Below are 16,947 nucleotides of genomic sequence, written 5' to 3' on the forward strand. Positions count from 1 at the left end.
GTCCTTAGGCAAGGATCCGGCGGATCGGCTTGTTCGTGACGGCACGGAATCTTGCACGGCCCACTCCGCAGGGGGTAGGCGCTGTCCCGGCGGCGACGCCGTGCCGATGGACGCAACCCGGATCATCGCGCATGACGCGGTCGACGCCTCTGGACGGCATCCTCGCCAGCGTCGGGAGACAAACGCATTGCGGATCACGACCCACGCCTACCCCCGTGAACAACGCTGGGATGCGTGGCGTTTTGCGCTGCACCGGAAATCGCTCCGACTCGATGCCATGGATACCGACGCATCGTTCGGCGAAATGGCGAGCTACCGCAGCGATAACGGGCTCGACTTCATCACGCTGTCCTCGACCCGCCAGTCGCTGACCATCGACATGGTCGAACGCGCCGACGACCTCTGGCTCGTCGAACTGCTCGAAGGCGACCTGACCGTCACCGCCGGGCCGGACGTGCTGCGCGTGCGCGAGGGCGACATCGTCTTCGGCCATGCCGACATGCTCGCCCGGCTGGAATTCCCACGCGACCACCGCATCCTGCTGGTCCAGATCCCCGCGGCCTACTTCACGCAACGCGTCCGCAACCACCTGCCTGCCGGCGTCAGCCTGATCGCCAGCGACACCGGGTCCGGCCGCATCCTGTCCGGTATGCTCCGGGCGGTCGGCGATACGGTGAACGACCTCAGCGGCGATCGCCTGCGCCCGGTCGAACTCAGCCTGCCCGATTTCCTGCTGACCGCATTGATGGAGGGCGCGCCGTCGAAGTCGCTTGGCGGGTCGGCCGGGGCGCGCGCCATGCTGCTAGAACGCGTGTTCCAGTCGATCGAAATGCACTTGTCCGATCCGCACCTGAACCTGGAACAGGTCGCGACCCGGCACGGCATCTCGATGCGCTACCTCCAGAAACTGTTCGAGACGGTCGGCGACAGCTTCGGTCACTACGTCAAGCTGCGCCGGCTCGAACGCTGCCGGATGGATCTGATCAGCCCGCTGCACGCGCAGAAGACGATCTCCGAAATCCTGTTCCAATGGGGCTTCAACGATTCCGCATCGTTCAGCCGGGCGTTCCGCGAACAATATGGCATCTCGCCGCGCGATTACCGCAAGGCGCCGCCCGCCGCAGCCAGCGCCGAGGCCCCGCGGCGCGGCAGTCCCGTGCCGGAACAGCGTAACGACCGGAGCGAGATCGACGACGAACCCCTCCCCGATCCGTCCGACGAGGAGGATGCAGACCCCGCCACGCCCGGCATTGGCCAGATCCGCCATCACTTCCTGCCCGCGACCGTCGAGACGGTCCGCTGGGGGCATCTGTCGCGCCATATCAAACCCGTGCTGCGCGTCCGGTCCGGCGACTATGTCACGATCGAGACGCTGACCCACCACGCCGCCGACGATCACGAACGCATGATCGAGGGCGATGTCGAGATCGAGCGGATCTACCACTGGGCGCCGGGCGACAAGACGATCGACCGCCGCGGGGCCGGGCCGATGGACGCCTCGACGCTCGGCCGGGGCGCGGGCGAGGGCTTCGGCGTCCACATCCTGACCGGGCCGATCGCGATCGCCGGCGCGAAACCGGGCGACATCGTCGAGGTCCGCTTCCTCGAAATCTCGGCGCGCCCGTCCGGCAACGCGAAATATGCCGGCCGCAGCTTCGGCAGCAACGTCGCGGCCTATTGGGGCTTCCATTACAACGACATGCTGACCGAGCCGAAGCCGCGCGAGGTCGTCACGATCTTCGAGGTCGAAACCGGCCGCGACCGCAGCTGCGCCCACGCGCTCTACAACTACCGCTACACGCCGCAGGTCGATCCCGACGGCGTCCTGCACGAACGTTACGACTATCCCGGCGTGCCGATCGACCAGGCCAGCATCATCAAGAATTTCGAGGTGTTGCAGGGCGTCGAGATCCCGGTCCGGCCACATTTCGGCTTCGTCGCACTCGCGCCGGCCTATGACGGGCTGGTCGACACCGTCCCGCCCGGCGATTTCGGCGGCAATATCGACAATTGGCGGCTCGGTCCCGGCGGGTCGATCTTCCTGCCGGTCAATGTCGCCGAAGGGCTGCTGTCGCTCGGCGATCCGCACGCGTCGCAGGGTGATTCCGAACTGTGCGGCACCGCGATCGAATGCGCGATGTCCTCGGTGATCCAGATCGTCCTCCACCCGCGCGGGACGCAGCGCAACACGCTGCGCGACCTCGATTACCCGCTGATCGAAACGCGCGACGAATGGGTCATCCTGGGCTTCGCGCAACCGCATTACCTCCGCGAACTGGGCAGCAAGGCGCAGAGTGAGGTCTACAAGAACTCCTCGATCGAAGCCGCGATGCGCGATGCGTTCCGCAAGGCGCGGCGCTTTCTCATGACCACCCGGTCGCTGAGCGAGGACGAGGCGATCTCGCTGCTGTCGGTCGGCGTCGACTTCGGCATTACGCAGGTCGCCAACGGCAACTGGGGGGCCCACGCCATCATCCGGAAGGCGCTGTTCAGCAGCTGACCGAAGGCCAAGAGGACGGGCGCGCGCGGACAAGACGTTGGCCGCGCACAACTGCCAGAATGCGTCGATCCCATCAGGAGCCGCGATGACCATCTCGTCCAAGGCCGTGCCGCGTATCGTCGTCATCGGCAGCGTGAACACCGACATCATCCTGCGCGTGGCCGCCCTGCCCCGCCCCAACGAAACGATCCTTGGCCGCGGATCGGAAACGGTCGTCGGCGGCAAGGGGCTGAACCAGGCGGTCGCCGCGGCCCGCCTAGGTGCCGAAACCCACATGGTCGCCGCAATCGGCGACGACGCGCACGGGGACGCCGCCCGCGCGCATCTGATCGCACGCGGCGTCGATGTCGCGCACGTCACCACCACCGCCGGCACCGCGACCGGCACCGCCCACATCCTCGTCGCCGATGACGCATCGAACAGCATCGTCGTGACACCCGGCGCCAACGCAGCGCTGACCCCGGCGATGGTGGAGGCCGCCACCGCGCTGATCGCGGGCGCCGATGCCGTCGTCGTGCAGCTCGAGGTGCCGTTGCCGACGGTGCAGGCCGCGCTGGAGATCGCCCGCCGCCACACTGTCCGCACGATCCTGAACCCCGCGCCGTCCGACCGCGCGGCGCTGGCGCTGTTCCCGCTCGCCGATCTGGTCACGCCGAACGAGACCGAGCTTGCCGACCTGACCGGGATCGACGGCAGCAACGATGCCGCCATCCACGCCGCGCTCAACGACCTGCGCCAGCGCGGGGCACGCGACGGGCTCGTCACGCTCGGCCCGCGCGGCAGTGCGGCGTTGATCGGCGGCATGCTCGTCTTCCAGCCAGCGCTGCGGATCGCGGCGGTCGACACCACCGGCGCGGGCGATGTCTTCAACGCCGCACTCGCCTGCGAACTGGCGCGCGGCTTCCCGCTGCTGCGCGCGATGGAATTCGCATCGGCCGCCGCCGCGTTGTCGGTCTCGCGCGCCTCCGCCGACTCCGCCCCCACGCGTAGTGAAGTCGAAACCCTCCTTGCCCGCCGCGGCGATCCCGCATGATCTGGTTCATCACCGGCGTCTCGCGCGGTCTCGGCCGCGATCTGGCGAAGGCGGCGCTGGCCCGCGGCGACATCGTGGCCGGCACGGTCCGCAGCCACGCGGCCGCCGATGCCTTCACCGCGCTCCACCCCACCAACGCCGTCGCGCTGATCGCCGACGTCACCGATACCACCGCGATCGCAGCGGCCGTCGCGCATGTCGAGGCGCATCACGGCGGCATCGACGTGCTGGTCAACAACGCCGGTTTCGGCATGGTCGGCGCGATCGAGGAGACGAGCCTCGCCCAGGTCCGCGACCTGTTCGAAACCAACGTCTTCGGGACGATCGCGGTGATCCAGGCGGTGTTGCCGGCGATGCGCGCGCGCCGCGCCGGGCATATCGTCACGATAACGTCGGTCAGCGGTTGGGCACCCTGGGCCGGCACCGGCATCTACGGCGCAAGCAAGTTCGCGGTCGAATGCATCGGCCGCACGCTGGCGCAGGAACTGGCGGGGCTCGGCATCCGCGTCACCAACGTCGCGCCCGGCGGTCTGCGCACCGATTTCGCCGGCCCCTCGCTCCGCCTCGCCGACGCCCGTATCGAGGCCTACGACGCGACCGCGCATCAGGCCGAACGCACCCTCGCCGCCCATGCCGGCACGGAACCCGGCGATCCGGTCAAGGCCGCGCAGGCGATCCTGACCCTGGTCGATTCCGACGCGCCCCCGCTCCGCCTGCTGCTCGGTGCCGATGCGCTCGGCTATGCGGAGGGCGAGATCGCCGCAATGCAGGCGGACATCGCGGCATGGCGGCCGCTGACGCTGTCGATCGCCGCCGACTAGCCTCCGCTGCAACTTACCGTGCGCCCGGGAACAAGAATGGCGGGCGGCTGCGGTGTAGTCCCGTCGATGTTGGTATCCGCCCGGACGGTTTGATCCGGGGGCGCTGCCACACAACGATCAGATGGGGTGCTGATCACCATGCCCGCACGTTTGCCCGCCGCCGGTTTCATCGCGTCGCTCGACTCCTCGGCCATCGACCTGTCGGAGGCGCAGACGCTGCCGCCCGAATGCTACACCGACAAGGACTTTTACGAGTTCGAGAAGGAGGCGCTCTACTATCACGAATGGCTCTGTGCCGGCCGTGAAAGCTGGGTGCCGAACGTCGGCGACTATTTCACGACGCAGATCGTCGGCGAACCGATCGTCGTCGCGCGCGGCCGCGACGGGCAGGTGAACGCGATGTCCTCGGTCTGCGCGCACCGCGCGATGCTGGTGGCCGAAGGGTCCGGCAACACGCGGATGTTCCTGTGCCCCTATCACCACTGGGCCTACGGGCTCGACGGGCGGCTGACCGGCGCGCCCGCGATGGAAAAGACCTGCAACTTCCGCAAGGAGGACCACGGCCTGACCCGGTTCAAGGTCGAGATCTGGCAGGGCTTCGTCTTCGTCAATTTCGACATGGACGCCGCCCCGCTCGCCCCCCGGCTGACCGCGGTCACCGATGCGATCGCGCATTACGACCTGGCCAATGCGGAGGGCGAGCGCCCGCGCGAACCCGGCGTGTTCCCGTGGAACTGGAAGGTCATGTTCGAAAACAACAATGACGGCTACCACGCGTCGAAACTGCACCAGGGTCCGCTGCACGACTTCGTGCCTTCCGAACGCGCCGAGTTTCCGGACGCCGATCCGGCCGACGCGGGTTTCCTGCGCTACAACGGCACGCTGCATCCCGACGCCAGCTTCAACGCCACGCAGCGCGCGCTGCTGCCGGTGTTCCCGGGGCTCGACGAGACGGACCGCAACCGCATGACGTTCGCTAACATCCCGCCCACGCTGTCGCTGGTGATGATGAGCGACATGGTCATCTACCTCATCCTTCGCCCGACCGGGCCGGAGACGATGGAGCAGGATACCGGCGTGCTGGTCGCTCCCGGCGCCTCGCGCCACCCATCGTTCGCGCACAAGATGGAAATGAACATGATCGCGGCGATGCACATCATCGACCAGGACATGCATGTCGATGCGCTGGTCCAGGTCGGCCTGCGTTCCCGCTTCGCCCCGCGCGGCCGCTACGCATGGCAGGAGGGCGCGCAGATCCAATTCAACCGCTGGCTCGTGAAGCGTTACCGCGAAACCTACGACCGGCTGACCGGCCCCGCCGTGCAGCCCGCACTCACCACCGCCTGACAGTCCGCACCGCGTCGACAGCGTGCCACCGCCCGGGATCGTCTCGGGCGGGCCGCTTCCCCGCGTCCGCCTTAACCGACCTGAACACAGGGGCCTTCCACATGGCATTGATCTGCGCACCCGGCGAAATCCGCCCCGACACCGAGACCCGCGACCTGCACCTGCTGCGTGCCACGCCGGAGACGATCCACTGGGGCTATTTCCACCCGGAGATCAAACCCGCGCTCCGCATCCGGTCCGGCGACCTTGTGATGGCGGAGGCGGTGACGCACCATGCCGGCGACGCGCCAGACCTGATGATGGACGAGGCGATCACCCGCATCTTCACCGAAGTACCGGAATCCGATCGCAATCCCGGCGTCCACATCATGACCGGCCCGATCTTCGTCGAGGGCGCGGAGCCCGGCGACATGCTCGAGGTCCGCTATCTGCAGATGACGCCGCGGTTCAACTACGGGTCGAACCTCGCCGCCAATTGGGGCCATTTGTACGAGGAGTTCGATCGCCGCGAACGCGTTACGATCTACGCGCTCAACCCCAACACCAACACCGCATCGGCGCATTACGCCTATGACTTCCCCGGCACCTATCTGACCCCCGGCGTCATCACGCATTGCGCGGAATGCGACCGGATGCTGGCGCTGGAAGGAATCACGATTCCGGCCCGCCCGCATCTCGGCACCGCGGGCGTCGCGCCCGCGGTCGGCGAACGCGTGTCGACCATCCCGCCCGGCCTGCACGGCGGCAATATCGACAACTGGCGGATCGGCGCTGGCGCCACGATGTACTATCCGGTCCAGGTCGCCGGCGGGCTGTTCTCGATCGGCGACCCGCATGTCTCGCAGGGCGACGGCGAAATTTCCGGCACGGCGATCGAGGCATCGCTCAACTGCCTGTTCCAGATCGTCCTGCGCAAGGATTTCAGCTTCCCCTCGCCGCTGCTGGAGACGCCGAACAACTGGATCGTCCACGGCTTCCACGAGGATCTGAACCAGGCGATGAAGAACGCCGCGGTCGACATGCTCCATCTGCTGACCGAACATCAGGGCCTGTCGCGGAACGACGCCTATTCGCTGATGTCCGTCGCCGCCGATTTCGGCGTGACACAGGTGGTCGACGGGACGAAGGGTATCCACGTCCGCATCGACCGTGGCATCTTCCCCTGCAAGGGCTCGGTCAAAGACCCGGAGTGACGACCCCCGACCATGCCGATCTGGACCTTCTCGCTCGATACGGTGCCGGCGGCGGAGCGCCAAGCGGTGTGGATCGATACGCTCCGCCGGCTGAAGCTGCCCGTGGCCGATCCCGCCGCGCTGTCGTGCATGACCGGGTCGGTGTCGGTCACCACCACCGCACTCGGGTCCGAATTCGCGGTGGTGCGGTCCACGGCGCAGACGTTCGGCGGGCGCAACGCCGATCATAATTCCGCGATCTGGCTCGCGGCGCTGATCGCGGGCGAGGCGGTGCTGGAGGCCGGCGGCGTCGTCACAACGATGCAGCCGGGGTCGATCGTGGTCGGCGCATCGGGCGTCGACTCAACGCTTCGCCTGACGACCGATTTCGAGATGCTGTTCATCAAGCTGCCGCAGCTCGCGGTCGGCCCGCGGCTGATCATCCCGCTCGGCCAGCGGGTCGGCCTGCTCGGCGCCCAGTCGGGGATCCAGCGGATCTTCCACGGCCTGCTCGCCAACATCGCCGGCACGCTCGACATGCTGACCGACGATCAGTTCCAGCCGATCGAACAGTCGATCATCGAGTTCCTGGTCGCCTGCCTCGCCAGCGACGGCCGCATCGAATCACGCGGCGGGGCGGCCGGCGCGCGCGCCTCGCACCTTAAACGCATCTGCATGCGGATCGAAACGATGCTGCACGATCCCGAACTGTCGCTCGAAACGGTCGCGGCGGACAACGGCGTGTCGTCGCGCTACGTCCAGAAACTGTTCACCGGCAGCGCGACGACTTTCTCCAGCTATCTCAAGCGCCGCCGCCTCGAACGCTGCTATGCCGATCTGGTCAGTCCGATCCATGCCCAGCTGGCGATCTCGGAAATCTGTTTCCGCTGGGGCTTCACCGACGCCGCGCATTTCAGCCGCGCGTTCCGCGAACGCTTCGGCCTGTCCCCCAGCCAGCACCGCCAGAGCGGCGGCGCCGCGCGGGCCTGACGCTCCGGCCGCCCCGCGCCGCGCCGGCTAGATCCCGCCGTGGTTCACCCCGGCGACCTCCGCCGCGCTGATCTTTACCGTATAGGGCGGGAACGTCAGGATCAGCGCGCCGATCGCCAGCAGGCAGAGCTCGATCGCCACGATCGATCCGGCATAGGATCCGTGCGCGTCGAACCACAGGTCCATCAGATACGGCGTGGCCCCCTGCGCGGCCATCACGATCGCGTAGATCACCCCGATGATCGTCCCGTAATGCCGCAGCCCGAAATAGCGCGAGATGAAATAGGGCAGCGCGCCGAACGCGGTCCCCAGGCCCACGCCGAGCAACGCGCCGGCCAGCACCAGCATACCGGTCCCCGTGCTGTTGGCGAGCAGCCACAGCCCCGCGGCGGCCACCAGGAACCCGGGCGCCGCCGTCCGCGGCGACGTGATCCGATCGAGCAGCGACCCGACCGCGACCTGCCAGCCGGCCGTCACCAGCGCGAGCACCGACATCACCACGGTCGCCAGCCCCAGGTCGATCCCGCGGTCGGTCAGCACCGGGATGACATGGCTGAACACCGCGGTCAGGCAACCCGCGCCCAGCCCCAGGCTCAGGATGATCAGCCAGAACGGCAGGCTGCGCACCGCCTCGCCCAGTGTCGATCCGGTCGTGGCCACCGGCTGGGGACGATCGGCCGACACCGCATCCCCGCTGCGCGGCGCATCCTTCAACAGGAAGTACAGCGTCGGAAACCCGATCCCGAAGACGATCAGCCCGATCACCGCATAGCTCGCCTTCCAGCCGATCGCCGGCAGCAGCGTCGCGGCGATGATCGGCATCACCGTCGCGCCGACGCCGTTGCCGATCCCCGCGCTCACCCCCAGCATCAGCCCGCGGCGCTCGTCGAACCATTCGGAGATAACCTTGGAGAACATCGCCGTACACGGGATCGCGCCCGCGACGCCGATCATGGCGTAGAGGATGTAGAACTGGACGATGCTGTTCTGCATCTGGCTGACCAGCGCGACGCTCGCGGCGAACGCGACATTGCCAATCAGCAGCACCTTGCGCCCGCCGAAGATGTCGATCAGCCGCCCGACGATCGGGAACGCGACGATGCTGACCAGCGAGATGATCGCCAGCACCGCCGTCACATGCGCGCGCGGCCAGCCGAAATCCTCCGAGATCGGCACGAGGAACACGCCGAACACCGAACTGACCGTCGTCGTCAGGCACAGCATGTTGCCGATCGTGCAGGCGATCGCGACGCCGCGCGCGGGGTTCGCCTCCCTCTTCGATGTGGCGCGGAACGGTAAGGTGGCCATGGGTGCGATCACTCCCGGGATGGTCTGGGGGGCACCGCCGAAGCGTGCCCTGTCATGCTGCCCCTGTTCGATCCGATGCGGACCGGCCGGTCAAAAGCATTCGCCCCGCTGCGCCGCTTCGACAAAAGAGTGTGCGTCCCGCGCATATTTTGCCGGCGGTCCGGCCGTGCCGACGCGCGCTGCAAGAATCCTGGCGCGCTCGGACAAGCGTCGATCCGCACCGCGACGATACACACGCCCCCTACGCTTCACCTCCGATCGGACCGCATCATGCCCGACCACCCAACCCCGCCCCTGCAACCCACGCTGTTCATCCCGCACGGCGGCGGCCCCTGCTTCTTCATGGACTGGTCGGTCATGGGCGGCCCGGCGGACACGTGGGACAAGATGGCGGCCTGGCTGAAGAGCCTCGCCTCGACGCTGCCCGAGCGGCCCAAGGCGATCGTCGTCGTGTCCGGTCATTGGGAGGAGCGGGAGTTCACCGTCGCATCCGTGCCCGCGCCGAAGATGATCTACGACTATAACGGCTTCCCGCCGCACACCTACGAACTGCAATATCCCGCGCCCGGATCCGCCGCGGTCGCCGCGCGGATTGTCGAGTTGCTGACCGACGCCGGCATTCCGGCGCGGACCGACACGACCCGCGGGTTCGACCACGGCGTCTTCATCCCGTTCCTGCTCGCCTTTCCCGATGCCGACATCCCGGTCGTGCCGCTGTCGATCAAGACCGATCTCGATCCGGCCGACCATATCGCGGCGGGCCGCGCGCTGAAGGCGTTGCGCGCCGAGGGCGTCCTGATCGTCGCGTCGGGGATGAGCTACCACAATATGCGCGCGTTCCGCACGCCGGCCGCCACCGCGCCGTCCGCCGCGTTCGACGGCTGGCTGACCTCGTCGCTGGCGCAGCCCGACACGGACGCGCGCCTCGATGCGCTCGCCCACTGGTCGCAAGGGCCGGCCGCCCGCAACGCCCACCCGCGCGAGGAACATCTGCTCCCGCTGATGATCGCCGCCGGCGCGGGCGACGAGGACGCCGGCACCCGCGTCTTCTCGGACGTCGTCATGGAGGCGACCGTCTCCGCCTATCGTTTCGGTTGAGGAGTACCGCATGACCTACCCAAACACGCTCATCTTCGTCGATCTGGTGTCCGACGATCCGGCGGCGGCCGGGCAATTCTATGCCGACGTGTTCGGCTGGACCAACGAGGGCCGCCCCACCGGCGTCTATCACCGCCTCGTCCCCGGCGATCAATTCAAGAACAAGGACGGCAGCCCGAGCGAGATCGGCAACCTGCACATCGGCATCTTCAACTCGAACAACCCGCGTCCTTTCCCCACCCCCGAAGGTCCAGGGCCCGCCCCGCTCAGCCGCGGCGACCGCAAGGCGCGAATCTGGGTCATGGTCAGCGACGACGACACGCCCGAACGCATCCTGTCCGCCGCCGAGGCACGCGGCGCGAAGATCCTCTGGAAGGATCACTACTGGAGCGAATTCAACGGCTACAACTACGCGTTCGAGGACCCATGGGGGAACGAGATCATCCTGTGGGGCAAGGCCGGCCAGGACCCCGACGTCCCCGCCACCTACACGCGCGAATGACGGCGGGACCCAGACCGCGCTGATACAAGAAAGCCGGCAGCTCCCACTGCCGGCTTTCTGATTCTAGAAGCATCGAACTCGGTCGAGGCGGCCCCCGGTCAAGCCGGGGACCGACCCCCCTCAGCCATGATCCGCCAGCAACCGCGGCACCGGCGCCACGCCGATCCGGAAGAAGCCCTGGTCGTCGACCGTCTTCCCCGCGCGCGGCTTGTCGCGCACCTGGACCACGCCGTTCTTGCCGAACCCGTCGATCACCGGCCGCTTGCCCTGCCGGCTCAGCCACAGCCGCAACAGGTGGCGCCGGCGCTGCGGCTCCGGATGGTCGTGGAACAGCGTCCGGGCATGCAGCGCTGCATAGTTGGACAGCCACTGGATGTCGCCCGGCCGGAAATCCATCTCGATCGCCATGCCCGGTTCGTACGCGATCTCGTCGAACAGCTTCAGCACCTCGATCTGTTCGGGGCTCAGCTTGGGCACGCCCGCATAGTCCTGCGCGGTCAGGATGTAGAGCGACCCCGCATACATGCTGAACACGCCGTCGGTCAGGTCGATGATCGGCGAGGTATAGGTGTCGGCCGGCGCATTCACATCCTGCCGCCGCCAGTCCCAGTGATAGCGTTCGAACAGCAACGGCGCCAGGTCGGGCCGGCGGCGCAGGATCTCGTTGTAGATCTCCGCCCCCGACACGAGGCACGATGCCCCGCCCTCCTTCGCCGGCCGCAGGCACATCAGCGCCACGATGTCGGACGAGTCCGAATGATAGACCAGATGATCGCGAACCTTCGACGACTTGGCGGTCGGGTCGTCCATCATCTTCTCGGACGTCGCATAGATCGAATCGATCAGGTCGCCCTTCTCGTTCTGGCGGATCGGGTCACCCATATAGAGCCCGAGGATGTAGTAGATCGCCGCCGACAGCGCGTCGGAATACAGATGCGTGCGCAGGCCGCGGACCAGCACGAACCCGCGCCCGAAATCGACGTCGTTCCCCCACTCCTCCACCGCATCGCGGCATTCGACCAGCGGATACGCCTCCTTCTGCACGAACCGCAGGTCGGGATCGTCCTCGACGAACTGCGTCCCCAGCCGCTCCAGCTCCGCGATCTGCGGCTCCGACAAACGGTAGATCCAGCTGTCGCCCGCCGCCAGCGTATCGCCGCGCCACGCGGCGGCGGTCGTGATCTCCCGGAGCGGAGGCAGGCTGTCGATCGATGCTGCTGGCGTCATCTGGCGTTCCCGTCGTCATGGCGAATTGCGATGCCACGTCTCTACCAGCGTCGTCGGCCCGCCTCTTGTTGCCACGCACATGAAAGGTTGAACCCCGCCGAACCGCCCGACGGGCACTTCACCGTCGGGCGACCGCAACCAAACTGTCATGCGACAATTCTGCAACATAATTGCGTTCCATCGCACCGTCACCTGTTTTTCGGTTTGATACGGCGTTGGAAACATGTCCAATATGACATGTCCAATATACCCGGGGGGCGCGGCAAATGTTTGCCGTGTAACTCGGAAGAAGGGTTCGACGCGTCGAACAATCGACGGTCTGGCGGGGGGCTGGGGGAAAGAGGGTATCTGAAAGCGCCTTAATCAATTGGGGGCTCTTGATGATCAGATCCATGACTTCGACCGTCGCTTTGGCGTTCTCGCTCGCGTCCGGGTCCGCAGCCCTTGCGGCCGATGAGGACGCGGCCGCCGCAACGGCGCTGATAACCGCGCAGGCCGCCGCCGCGCAGGATACGTCCGCTTCCTCGGGCACGGCGGCATCGCAGGATCCGGCCAGTGAAATCGTCGTGCTGGGCACGCGCCGAACCGACCGGACGCTCGCCAATTCTCCCTCGCCGGTCGACGTCATCAGCGCCGCGGACTTCGCCGTACAACCCGCCGCCAACATGATCGACCAGCTGAAGAACATCGTCCCGTCCTTCTTCGCCGGACAAAACTCGATTTCGGACGCGTCGACCTTCGTGCGATCCCCCTCGCTACGCGGCCTCGCGGGCGATCAGGTGCTCGTGATGCTCAACGGCAAACGCTACAACCGCTCCGCGCTGGTCCAGGTCTATGGCGGCAGTGACACCGGCCTTGGCCGGGGCGCGCAGGGGCCGGATATTTCGGCGATCCCGTCGCTCGCGATCGGCAGCCTGCAGGTGCTGCGCGAAGGCGCCACCGCGCAATATGGCTCCGATGCGATCGCCGGCGTGCTAAACTACGGCCTGCGTGAGGATCAGGGGATCGAGATCGTCGGCCGCACCGGTCAATATTATGACGGCGACGGCGAAAGCTACCAGATCGCCGCCAATGCGGGGCTGAAGGGCGACTGGGGCTTCGTCAACGTCACCGGCGAATATGTCGACGAAGGGCAGACCAGCCGCGGCCAGACCCGCCCGTCGGCGGCCAATTTCGCCACGAACTTCCCCGCACTCGCCTCGCAACTGCCCAACTATCCCGGCCCGGTGCAGATCTGGGGCAACTCGCCCTCGCACGGGTTCAAGACGGTCTTCAACTCGGCGCTCAACGTCACCGACGACAGCAAGCTCTACCTGTTCGCCAACTATGCGCAGAATAAGGGCAACCAGAGCTTCAACTACCGCCCGCCGGTGTCCAGCACCGCGGTCGATACGGCCGGCGTGGTCCGCAATCAGGGTGCGAACGCCGCGTTCAACAACACCTTCTTCCTGACGCCCTGCCCCGCCGGCAACGCCACCTGCCCGACCGGCGGCTTCGTGCGCGACGGCAACACCTTCCGCTTTGCGGAGCTCTATCCGGCCGGTTTCACGCCGCGCTTCGTCGGCAAGACGCAGCAGATCTACGGCGTGCTCGGCTACAAGGGCACGTCCGGCGCCTTCAGCTACGATCTGTCCGGCACGCTCGCCCGCAACAAGCTGTCCCTGTCGATGTACAGCTCAGCCAACTTCTCCTTCGGTCCGCAAACGCAGACCGCGTTCGACTTCGGCGACCTGATCCAGAAGGAAGTGAACGCCAACGCCGACTTTACCTATGCCGCGGACCTCGGCCTCGCCGCCCCGCTGACCATCTCGTTCGGCGGTGAGTTCCGCAAGGAAACCTACGAACAGACCGCGGGCGACGAGCAATCCTACGCCGCCGGCCCCTATGCCGTCGCACAACAACTCTACACCCAGACCGCACCCGGCGTGTACGTCCCGTCCGGCACCACCGCGGCGCAGGGCGTCGGCGCCAGCGGCTATGCCGGCACCAGTCCGCAGACCGCGGGCAAGTTCAGCCAGAAGGCCTATGCCGCCTATGTCGGTCTCGAAACCGACATCACGGAGGCGTTCACGGTCGGCGCGGCTGGCCGCTACGAACATTACAACACGTTCGGCGATGCCTGGGTCGGCAAGGTGAACGCGCTCTACAAGCTGACCGACATGTTCTCGATCCGCGGCAGCTTCGGCACCGGCTTCCACGCCCCATCGCCGGGCCAGTCGAACGTCTCGATCGTCACGACCTCGTTCAACAACGGCGTCGCGTTCCAGAGCGGCACCTACCCGACGAACACCGCCGTCGCGCAATATTATGGCGCGACGGATCTGACGCCCGAAAAGTCGACGAACTACGGCGTCGGCTTCATCCTCGAACCGGTCCGCAACATGACGATCACCGTCGACGGATATCAGATCGACCTCCGCAACCGCATCGGCCTGACCTCGCCCTTCATCGTCAGCGCGGCGGACCTCGCGGCCCAGCCTGCCCTGTTGCCGGTTGGTGTCGGCGGACAGGTCCAGTACTTTACCAACGGCTTCAAAACCCGCACGCGCGGCGTCGACGTGGTCGGCACCTGGCGCGCAACGCTCAGCCGGGCACTGGTCAACGTGTCGCTCGCCTACAACTACAACGATACCAAGGTCGTAGACTATAACGATCGCATCATCAGCGTCGCGCAGCTGATAGACGCGGAAAATCTGGCGCCCAAGCACCGCGTCGTCTTCAACGCCAACTGGTCGCTCGACAACCTCAACCTCAACATCCGCGAAAACTACTACAGCTCGTTCACCAGCGCGCAGGATTATGGGCAGACCAACGGCGTTCCGAACCAGCGGTTCGGCGGCAAGTTCACGACCGACCTCGAACTCGGCTATAATTTCGGCGAGCATTTCACGCTGGCGATCGGCGCACAGAACGTCCTCGACGAGCGTCCCGACAAGCTGAAGGCGACGAACACGGTGCAGATCTATCCGATCACCGGCGGCACGTCGGACGGGCAGGTCTATCCCCGCGCCGGCGGACCGTTCGGGTTCAACGGCGGCTTCTACTACACGCGCCTCCGCGTGAAATATTGACCGCCGGTGGCGGTGCGGACAGTCTGCACCGCCACATCCGACAGGGCATGCCTTGACCGACTTCACCCACCGCATCGCGACGATCGAAGACCTCGATCGCCTGCACGCCCTGATCCATCGGGCGATCGACCGGCTCCAGTCCGGCTTCCTCGACCCCGATCAGGTCCGGGCCAGCCACCACGTCATGGGTCTCGACACGCAACTGCTCCGCGACGGCACCTATTTCATGCTGTTCGTTGGCGACGTGCTCGTCGGCTGCGGCGGCTGGAGCTATCGCAAGACGCTGTTCGGCGGCGACACCAGCCTCGTCGCGCGCGAGCCGGAAACCCTCGACCCCGCCACCGATCCCGCCCGCATCCGGGCGATGTACACCGACCCGGACCACGCCCGCCGCGGCGTCGGGCGTGCGATCCTCGACCTTTGCGAACACGCCGCCCGGTCATACGGCTTCCGCGACGCCGAAATGATGGCAACGCTCGCCGGGGAACCGCTCTACCACGCCTGCGGCTACCGCCGCCTCGCCGACCCGATCGCGGTGGCCTCCGACGGGATTGGCGTCCCGCTGGTCAGGATGGGGAAGGCTTTGCCAATCGGGAACATGTCCTGACGCGATGGCCCGTACCCATCAGGATATGTTCCCAATCAACCCTCGTTCACAGGACCGCCTGGCTCGAAACTTGATCGACGCAAATCGCGAATGCTAGGCCGCGGCATGATTAAGTTGCGTCCCGTTACCCTCTCCGACCACGCGCGTATCTGCGATCACCGGGAGGAAATGTTCCGAGAAGCGGGCAAGGCGGAGCACGATCTGGCTGCGATGGCGGCACCCTTCTCGGCTTGGCTGCAACCGCGTCTGGCGGACGGCCGCTACTTCGGTTTCATGGCCGAAGCAGACGACGGAGAAGCCATCGGCGGGGTTGGCCTGATGGAGATCGAATGGCCGCCCCATCCCGCACACCCCGAGGATTGCCGTCGAGGCTACGTCCTGAACGTCTTCGTCGAGCCACCCCATCGCGGACAGGGTGTCGAGCGGGCCCTGATGGAGGCGAGTGACCAAGCCTTCCGCGACCGCGGAATAATCTACGCCATCCTCCATTCCACCGATGCCGGTCGCCCTTGCTACGAACGAATGGCTTGGACTCCAACGACCGAAATGGCGAAGCGCTTCGCATAGCGGAGCGCGGCCCAGCAGACGGACCACAACTCACCCCTCGATCGGTCCTTTCTAGGAGGCATCCATCGGACGCTTCGCTTTCCAGAATTTCACCGCAGTCTACGATGCGGCATCACACACAGTCGTAAACGAGCACCACTCGAAACGTGTGGAGCTTGAGACTTTCGATCGTCTCGGATTTCCGGCCTCTCTGAAGTCGGCGTCCGTCTTGGCGAGGCGGGTCAACCATGCTCTCGCGGACAAAACTTTGTTCGCCGGCGCCAGTCGGGCGTCTGCGCGGGTCGGCACCACCGCTCAGTTCCAAGATCGTAAGGCCCCTCCCGGCAGATTGTCGCTGACCGCGAACGGCCTAAGCGGCAGCCAGAATCCAGCGCCGGAAACGAGCGAACCGCCGCTCTGCACACTCGGCTCGAACATGATGAGACGCGACGCAAAGCGCGTGCGTTGCGCGACCAATGTGGTCAGAAAACTGTCGCGGCATTATTGGCGAACGGGTCGCGTATGGGTCCGGCCGTATCGATCCGACCATGGCGGGCAAGCGAAGCACCGTCTCAGACCCTCGCTACGATAACTGCCAGCGTAGGCTCGCTTAGGCGCGCGAATTCAGGTCAACCGTGGGCAAGGGAGCTTTCCCGCGCTCGGGGCGAGCGTCCTTGCAGCCACGGAGCGCCGGGGTGTCGCAACCTCAGTCCAAGATCGCCGCG

At 66.5% G+C, this 16,947-nt stretch carries 13 protein-coding genes; 11 read left to right on the forward strand and 2 right to left on the reverse strand.

The window, feature by feature from the left end; translation table 11 throughout:
* The first annotated feature begins 187 nt into the window (after window positions 1–187).
* From ACFSGX_RS17630 to ACFSGX_RS17655, 6 genes are all read left to right on the forward strand, one after another.
* Complete coding sequence (locus tag ACFSGX_RS17630; protein ID WP_417774587.1) at window positions 188–2,500, forward strand: acetamidase/formamidase family protein; 2,313 nt, start codon at window positions 188–190, stop codon at window positions 2,498–2,500.
* An 85-nt stretch (window positions 2,501–2,585) separates the two neighbouring features.
* Window positions 2,586–3,533 (forward strand): ribokinase, encoded by a 948-nt coding sequence (gene rbsK / locus ACFSGX_RS17635; protein ID WP_380931604.1) that lies wholly within the window; start codon window positions 2,586–2,588, stop codon window positions 3,531–3,533.
* On the forward strand, window positions 3,530–4,354 hold the full coding sequence (locus ACFSGX_RS17640) for an oxidoreductase (protein WP_380931605.1): 825 nt from the start codon (window positions 3,530–3,532) through the stop codon (window positions 4,352–4,354). The genes rbsK and ACFSGX_RS17640 overlap by 4 nt, the downstream gene beginning before the upstream one ends.
* Window positions 4,355–4,492: 138 nt before the next feature.
* A complete protein-coding gene (locus ACFSGX_RS17645; RefSeq protein ID WP_380931606.1) occupies window positions 4,493–5,701 on the forward strand; it encodes an aromatic ring-hydroxylating oxygenase subunit alpha in 1,209 nt (402 codons plus the stop codon).
* 101 nt (window positions 5,702–5,802) lie between these two features.
* Window positions 5,803–6,894 (forward strand): acetamidase/formamidase family protein, encoded by a 1,092-nt coding sequence (locus ACFSGX_RS17650; RefSeq protein ID WP_380931607.1) that lies wholly within the window; start codon window positions 5,803–5,805, stop codon window positions 6,892–6,894.
* 12 nt (window positions 6,895–6,906) lie between these two features.
* Entirely contained in the window at window positions 6,907–7,863 is a 957-nt protein-coding gene (locus tag ACFSGX_RS17655; RefSeq protein WP_380931608.1) for a helix-turn-helix domain-containing protein, read from the forward strand.
* 27 nt (window positions 7,864–7,890) lie between these two features.
* On the opposite strand, the gene ACFSGX_RS17660 is transcribed toward ACFSGX_RS17655, so the two are convergent.
* Window positions 7,891–9,171, reverse strand: coding sequence for an MFS transporter (locus ACFSGX_RS17660; RefSeq protein WP_380931609.1), 1,281 nt, complete (start codon window positions 9,169–9,171; stop codon window positions 7,891–7,893).
* A gap of 270 nt (window positions 9,172–9,441) precedes the next feature.
* On the opposite strand from ACFSGX_RS17660, the gene ACFSGX_RS17665 reads away from it, so the two are divergent.
* Together ACFSGX_RS17665 and ACFSGX_RS17670 are read left to right on the forward strand one after the other, a co-directional pair.
* Complete coding sequence (locus ACFSGX_RS17665) at window positions 9,442–10,269, forward strand: DODA-type extradiol aromatic ring-opening family dioxygenase (protein WP_380931610.1); 828 nt, start codon at window positions 9,442–9,444, stop codon at window positions 10,267–10,269.
* A gap of 10 nt (window positions 10,270–10,279) precedes the next feature.
* Window positions 10,280–10,771, forward strand: coding sequence for a VOC family protein (locus ACFSGX_RS17670; protein ID WP_380931611.1), 492 nt, complete (start codon window positions 10,280–10,282; stop codon window positions 10,769–10,771).
* A 120-nt stretch (window positions 10,772–10,891) separates the two neighbouring features.
* Here ACFSGX_RS17670 and ACFSGX_RS17675 read toward each other — a convergent pair whose 3' ends face one another.
* The gene (locus ACFSGX_RS17675) at window positions 10,892–11,998 is read right to left on the reverse strand and encodes a TauD/TfdA family dioxygenase (RefSeq protein ID WP_380931612.1); all 1,107 of its coding nucleotides are present in this window, start codon (window positions 11,996–11,998) and stop codon (window positions 10,892–10,894) included.
* 380 nt (window positions 11,999–12,378) lie between these two features.
* Here ACFSGX_RS17675 and ACFSGX_RS17680 point away from each other — a divergent pair, with 380 nt between their 5' ends.
* The 3 genes from ACFSGX_RS17680 to ACFSGX_RS17690 all read left to right on the forward strand — a co-directional run bounded on the left by ACFSGX_RS17680 (window position 12,379) and on the right by ACFSGX_RS17690 (window position 16,243).
* Window positions 12,379–15,069, forward strand: a complete 2,691-nt coding sequence (locus tag ACFSGX_RS17680; RefSeq protein ID WP_380931613.1) for a TonB-dependent receptor plug domain-containing protein — start codon at window positions 12,379–12,381, stop codon at window positions 15,067–15,069.
* Window positions 15,070–15,121: 52 nt separating this feature from the next.
* Entirely contained in the window at window positions 15,122–15,676 is a 555-nt protein-coding gene (locus ACFSGX_RS17685; RefSeq protein WP_380931614.1) for a GNAT family N-acetyltransferase, read from the forward strand.
* 105 nt (window positions 15,677–15,781) lie between these two features.
* Window positions 15,782–16,243, forward strand: a complete 462-nt coding sequence (locus tag ACFSGX_RS17690; protein ID WP_380931615.1) for a GNAT family N-acetyltransferase — start codon at window positions 15,782–15,784, stop codon at window positions 16,241–16,243.
* Window positions 16,244–16,947: the final 704 nt, after the last annotated feature.

The organism is Sphingomonas arantia, from assembly GCF_042682045.1.
Lineage (GTDB): Bacteria > Pseudomonadota > Alphaproteobacteria > Sphingomonadales > Sphingomonadaceae > Sphingomonas_R > Sphingomonas_R arantia.

Bases quoted from the DNA above. Each gene is read 5' to 3' on its own strand.
- rbsK (WP_380931604.1), top strand. From the start codon at position 2,586: ATGACCATCTCGTCCAAGGCCGTGCCGCGTATCGTCGTCATCGGCAGC.
- ACFSGX_RS17640 (WP_380931605.1), top strand. From the start codon at position 3,530: ATGATCTGGTTCATCACCGGCGTCTCGCGCGGTCTCGGCCGCGATCTG.
- ACFSGX_RS17645 (WP_380931606.1), top strand. From the start codon at position 4,493: ATGCCCGCACGTTTGCCCGCCGCCGGTTTCATCGCGTCGCTCGACTCC.
- ACFSGX_RS17650 (WP_380931607.1), top strand. From the start codon at position 5,803: ATGGCATTGATCTGCGCACCCGGCGAAATCCGCCCCGACACCGAGACC.
- ACFSGX_RS17655 (WP_380931608.1), top strand. From the start codon at position 6,907: ATGCCGATCTGGACCTTCTCGCTCGATACGGTGCCGGCGGCGGAGCGC.
- ACFSGX_RS17660 (WP_380931609.1), bottom strand. From the start codon at position 9,171: ATGGCCACCTTACCGTTCCGCGCCACATCGAAGAGGGAGGCGAACCCC.
- ACFSGX_RS17665 (WP_380931610.1), top strand. From the start codon at position 9,442: ATGCCCGACCACCCAACCCCGCCCCTGCAACCCACGCTGTTCATCCCG.
- ACFSGX_RS17670 (WP_380931611.1), top strand. From the start codon at position 10,280: ATGACCTACCCAAACACGCTCATCTTCGTCGATCTGGTGTCCGACGAT.
- ACFSGX_RS17675 (WP_380931612.1), bottom strand. From the start codon at position 11,998: ATGACGCCAGCAGCATCGATCGACAGCCTGCCTCCGCTCCGGGAGATC.
- ACFSGX_RS17680 (WP_380931613.1), top strand. From the start codon at position 12,379: ATGATCAGATCCATGACTTCGACCGTCGCTTTGGCGTTCTCGCTCGCG.
- ACFSGX_RS17690 (WP_380931615.1), top strand. From the start codon at position 15,782: ATGATTAAGTTGCGTCCCGTTACCCTCTCCGACCACGCGCGTATCTGC.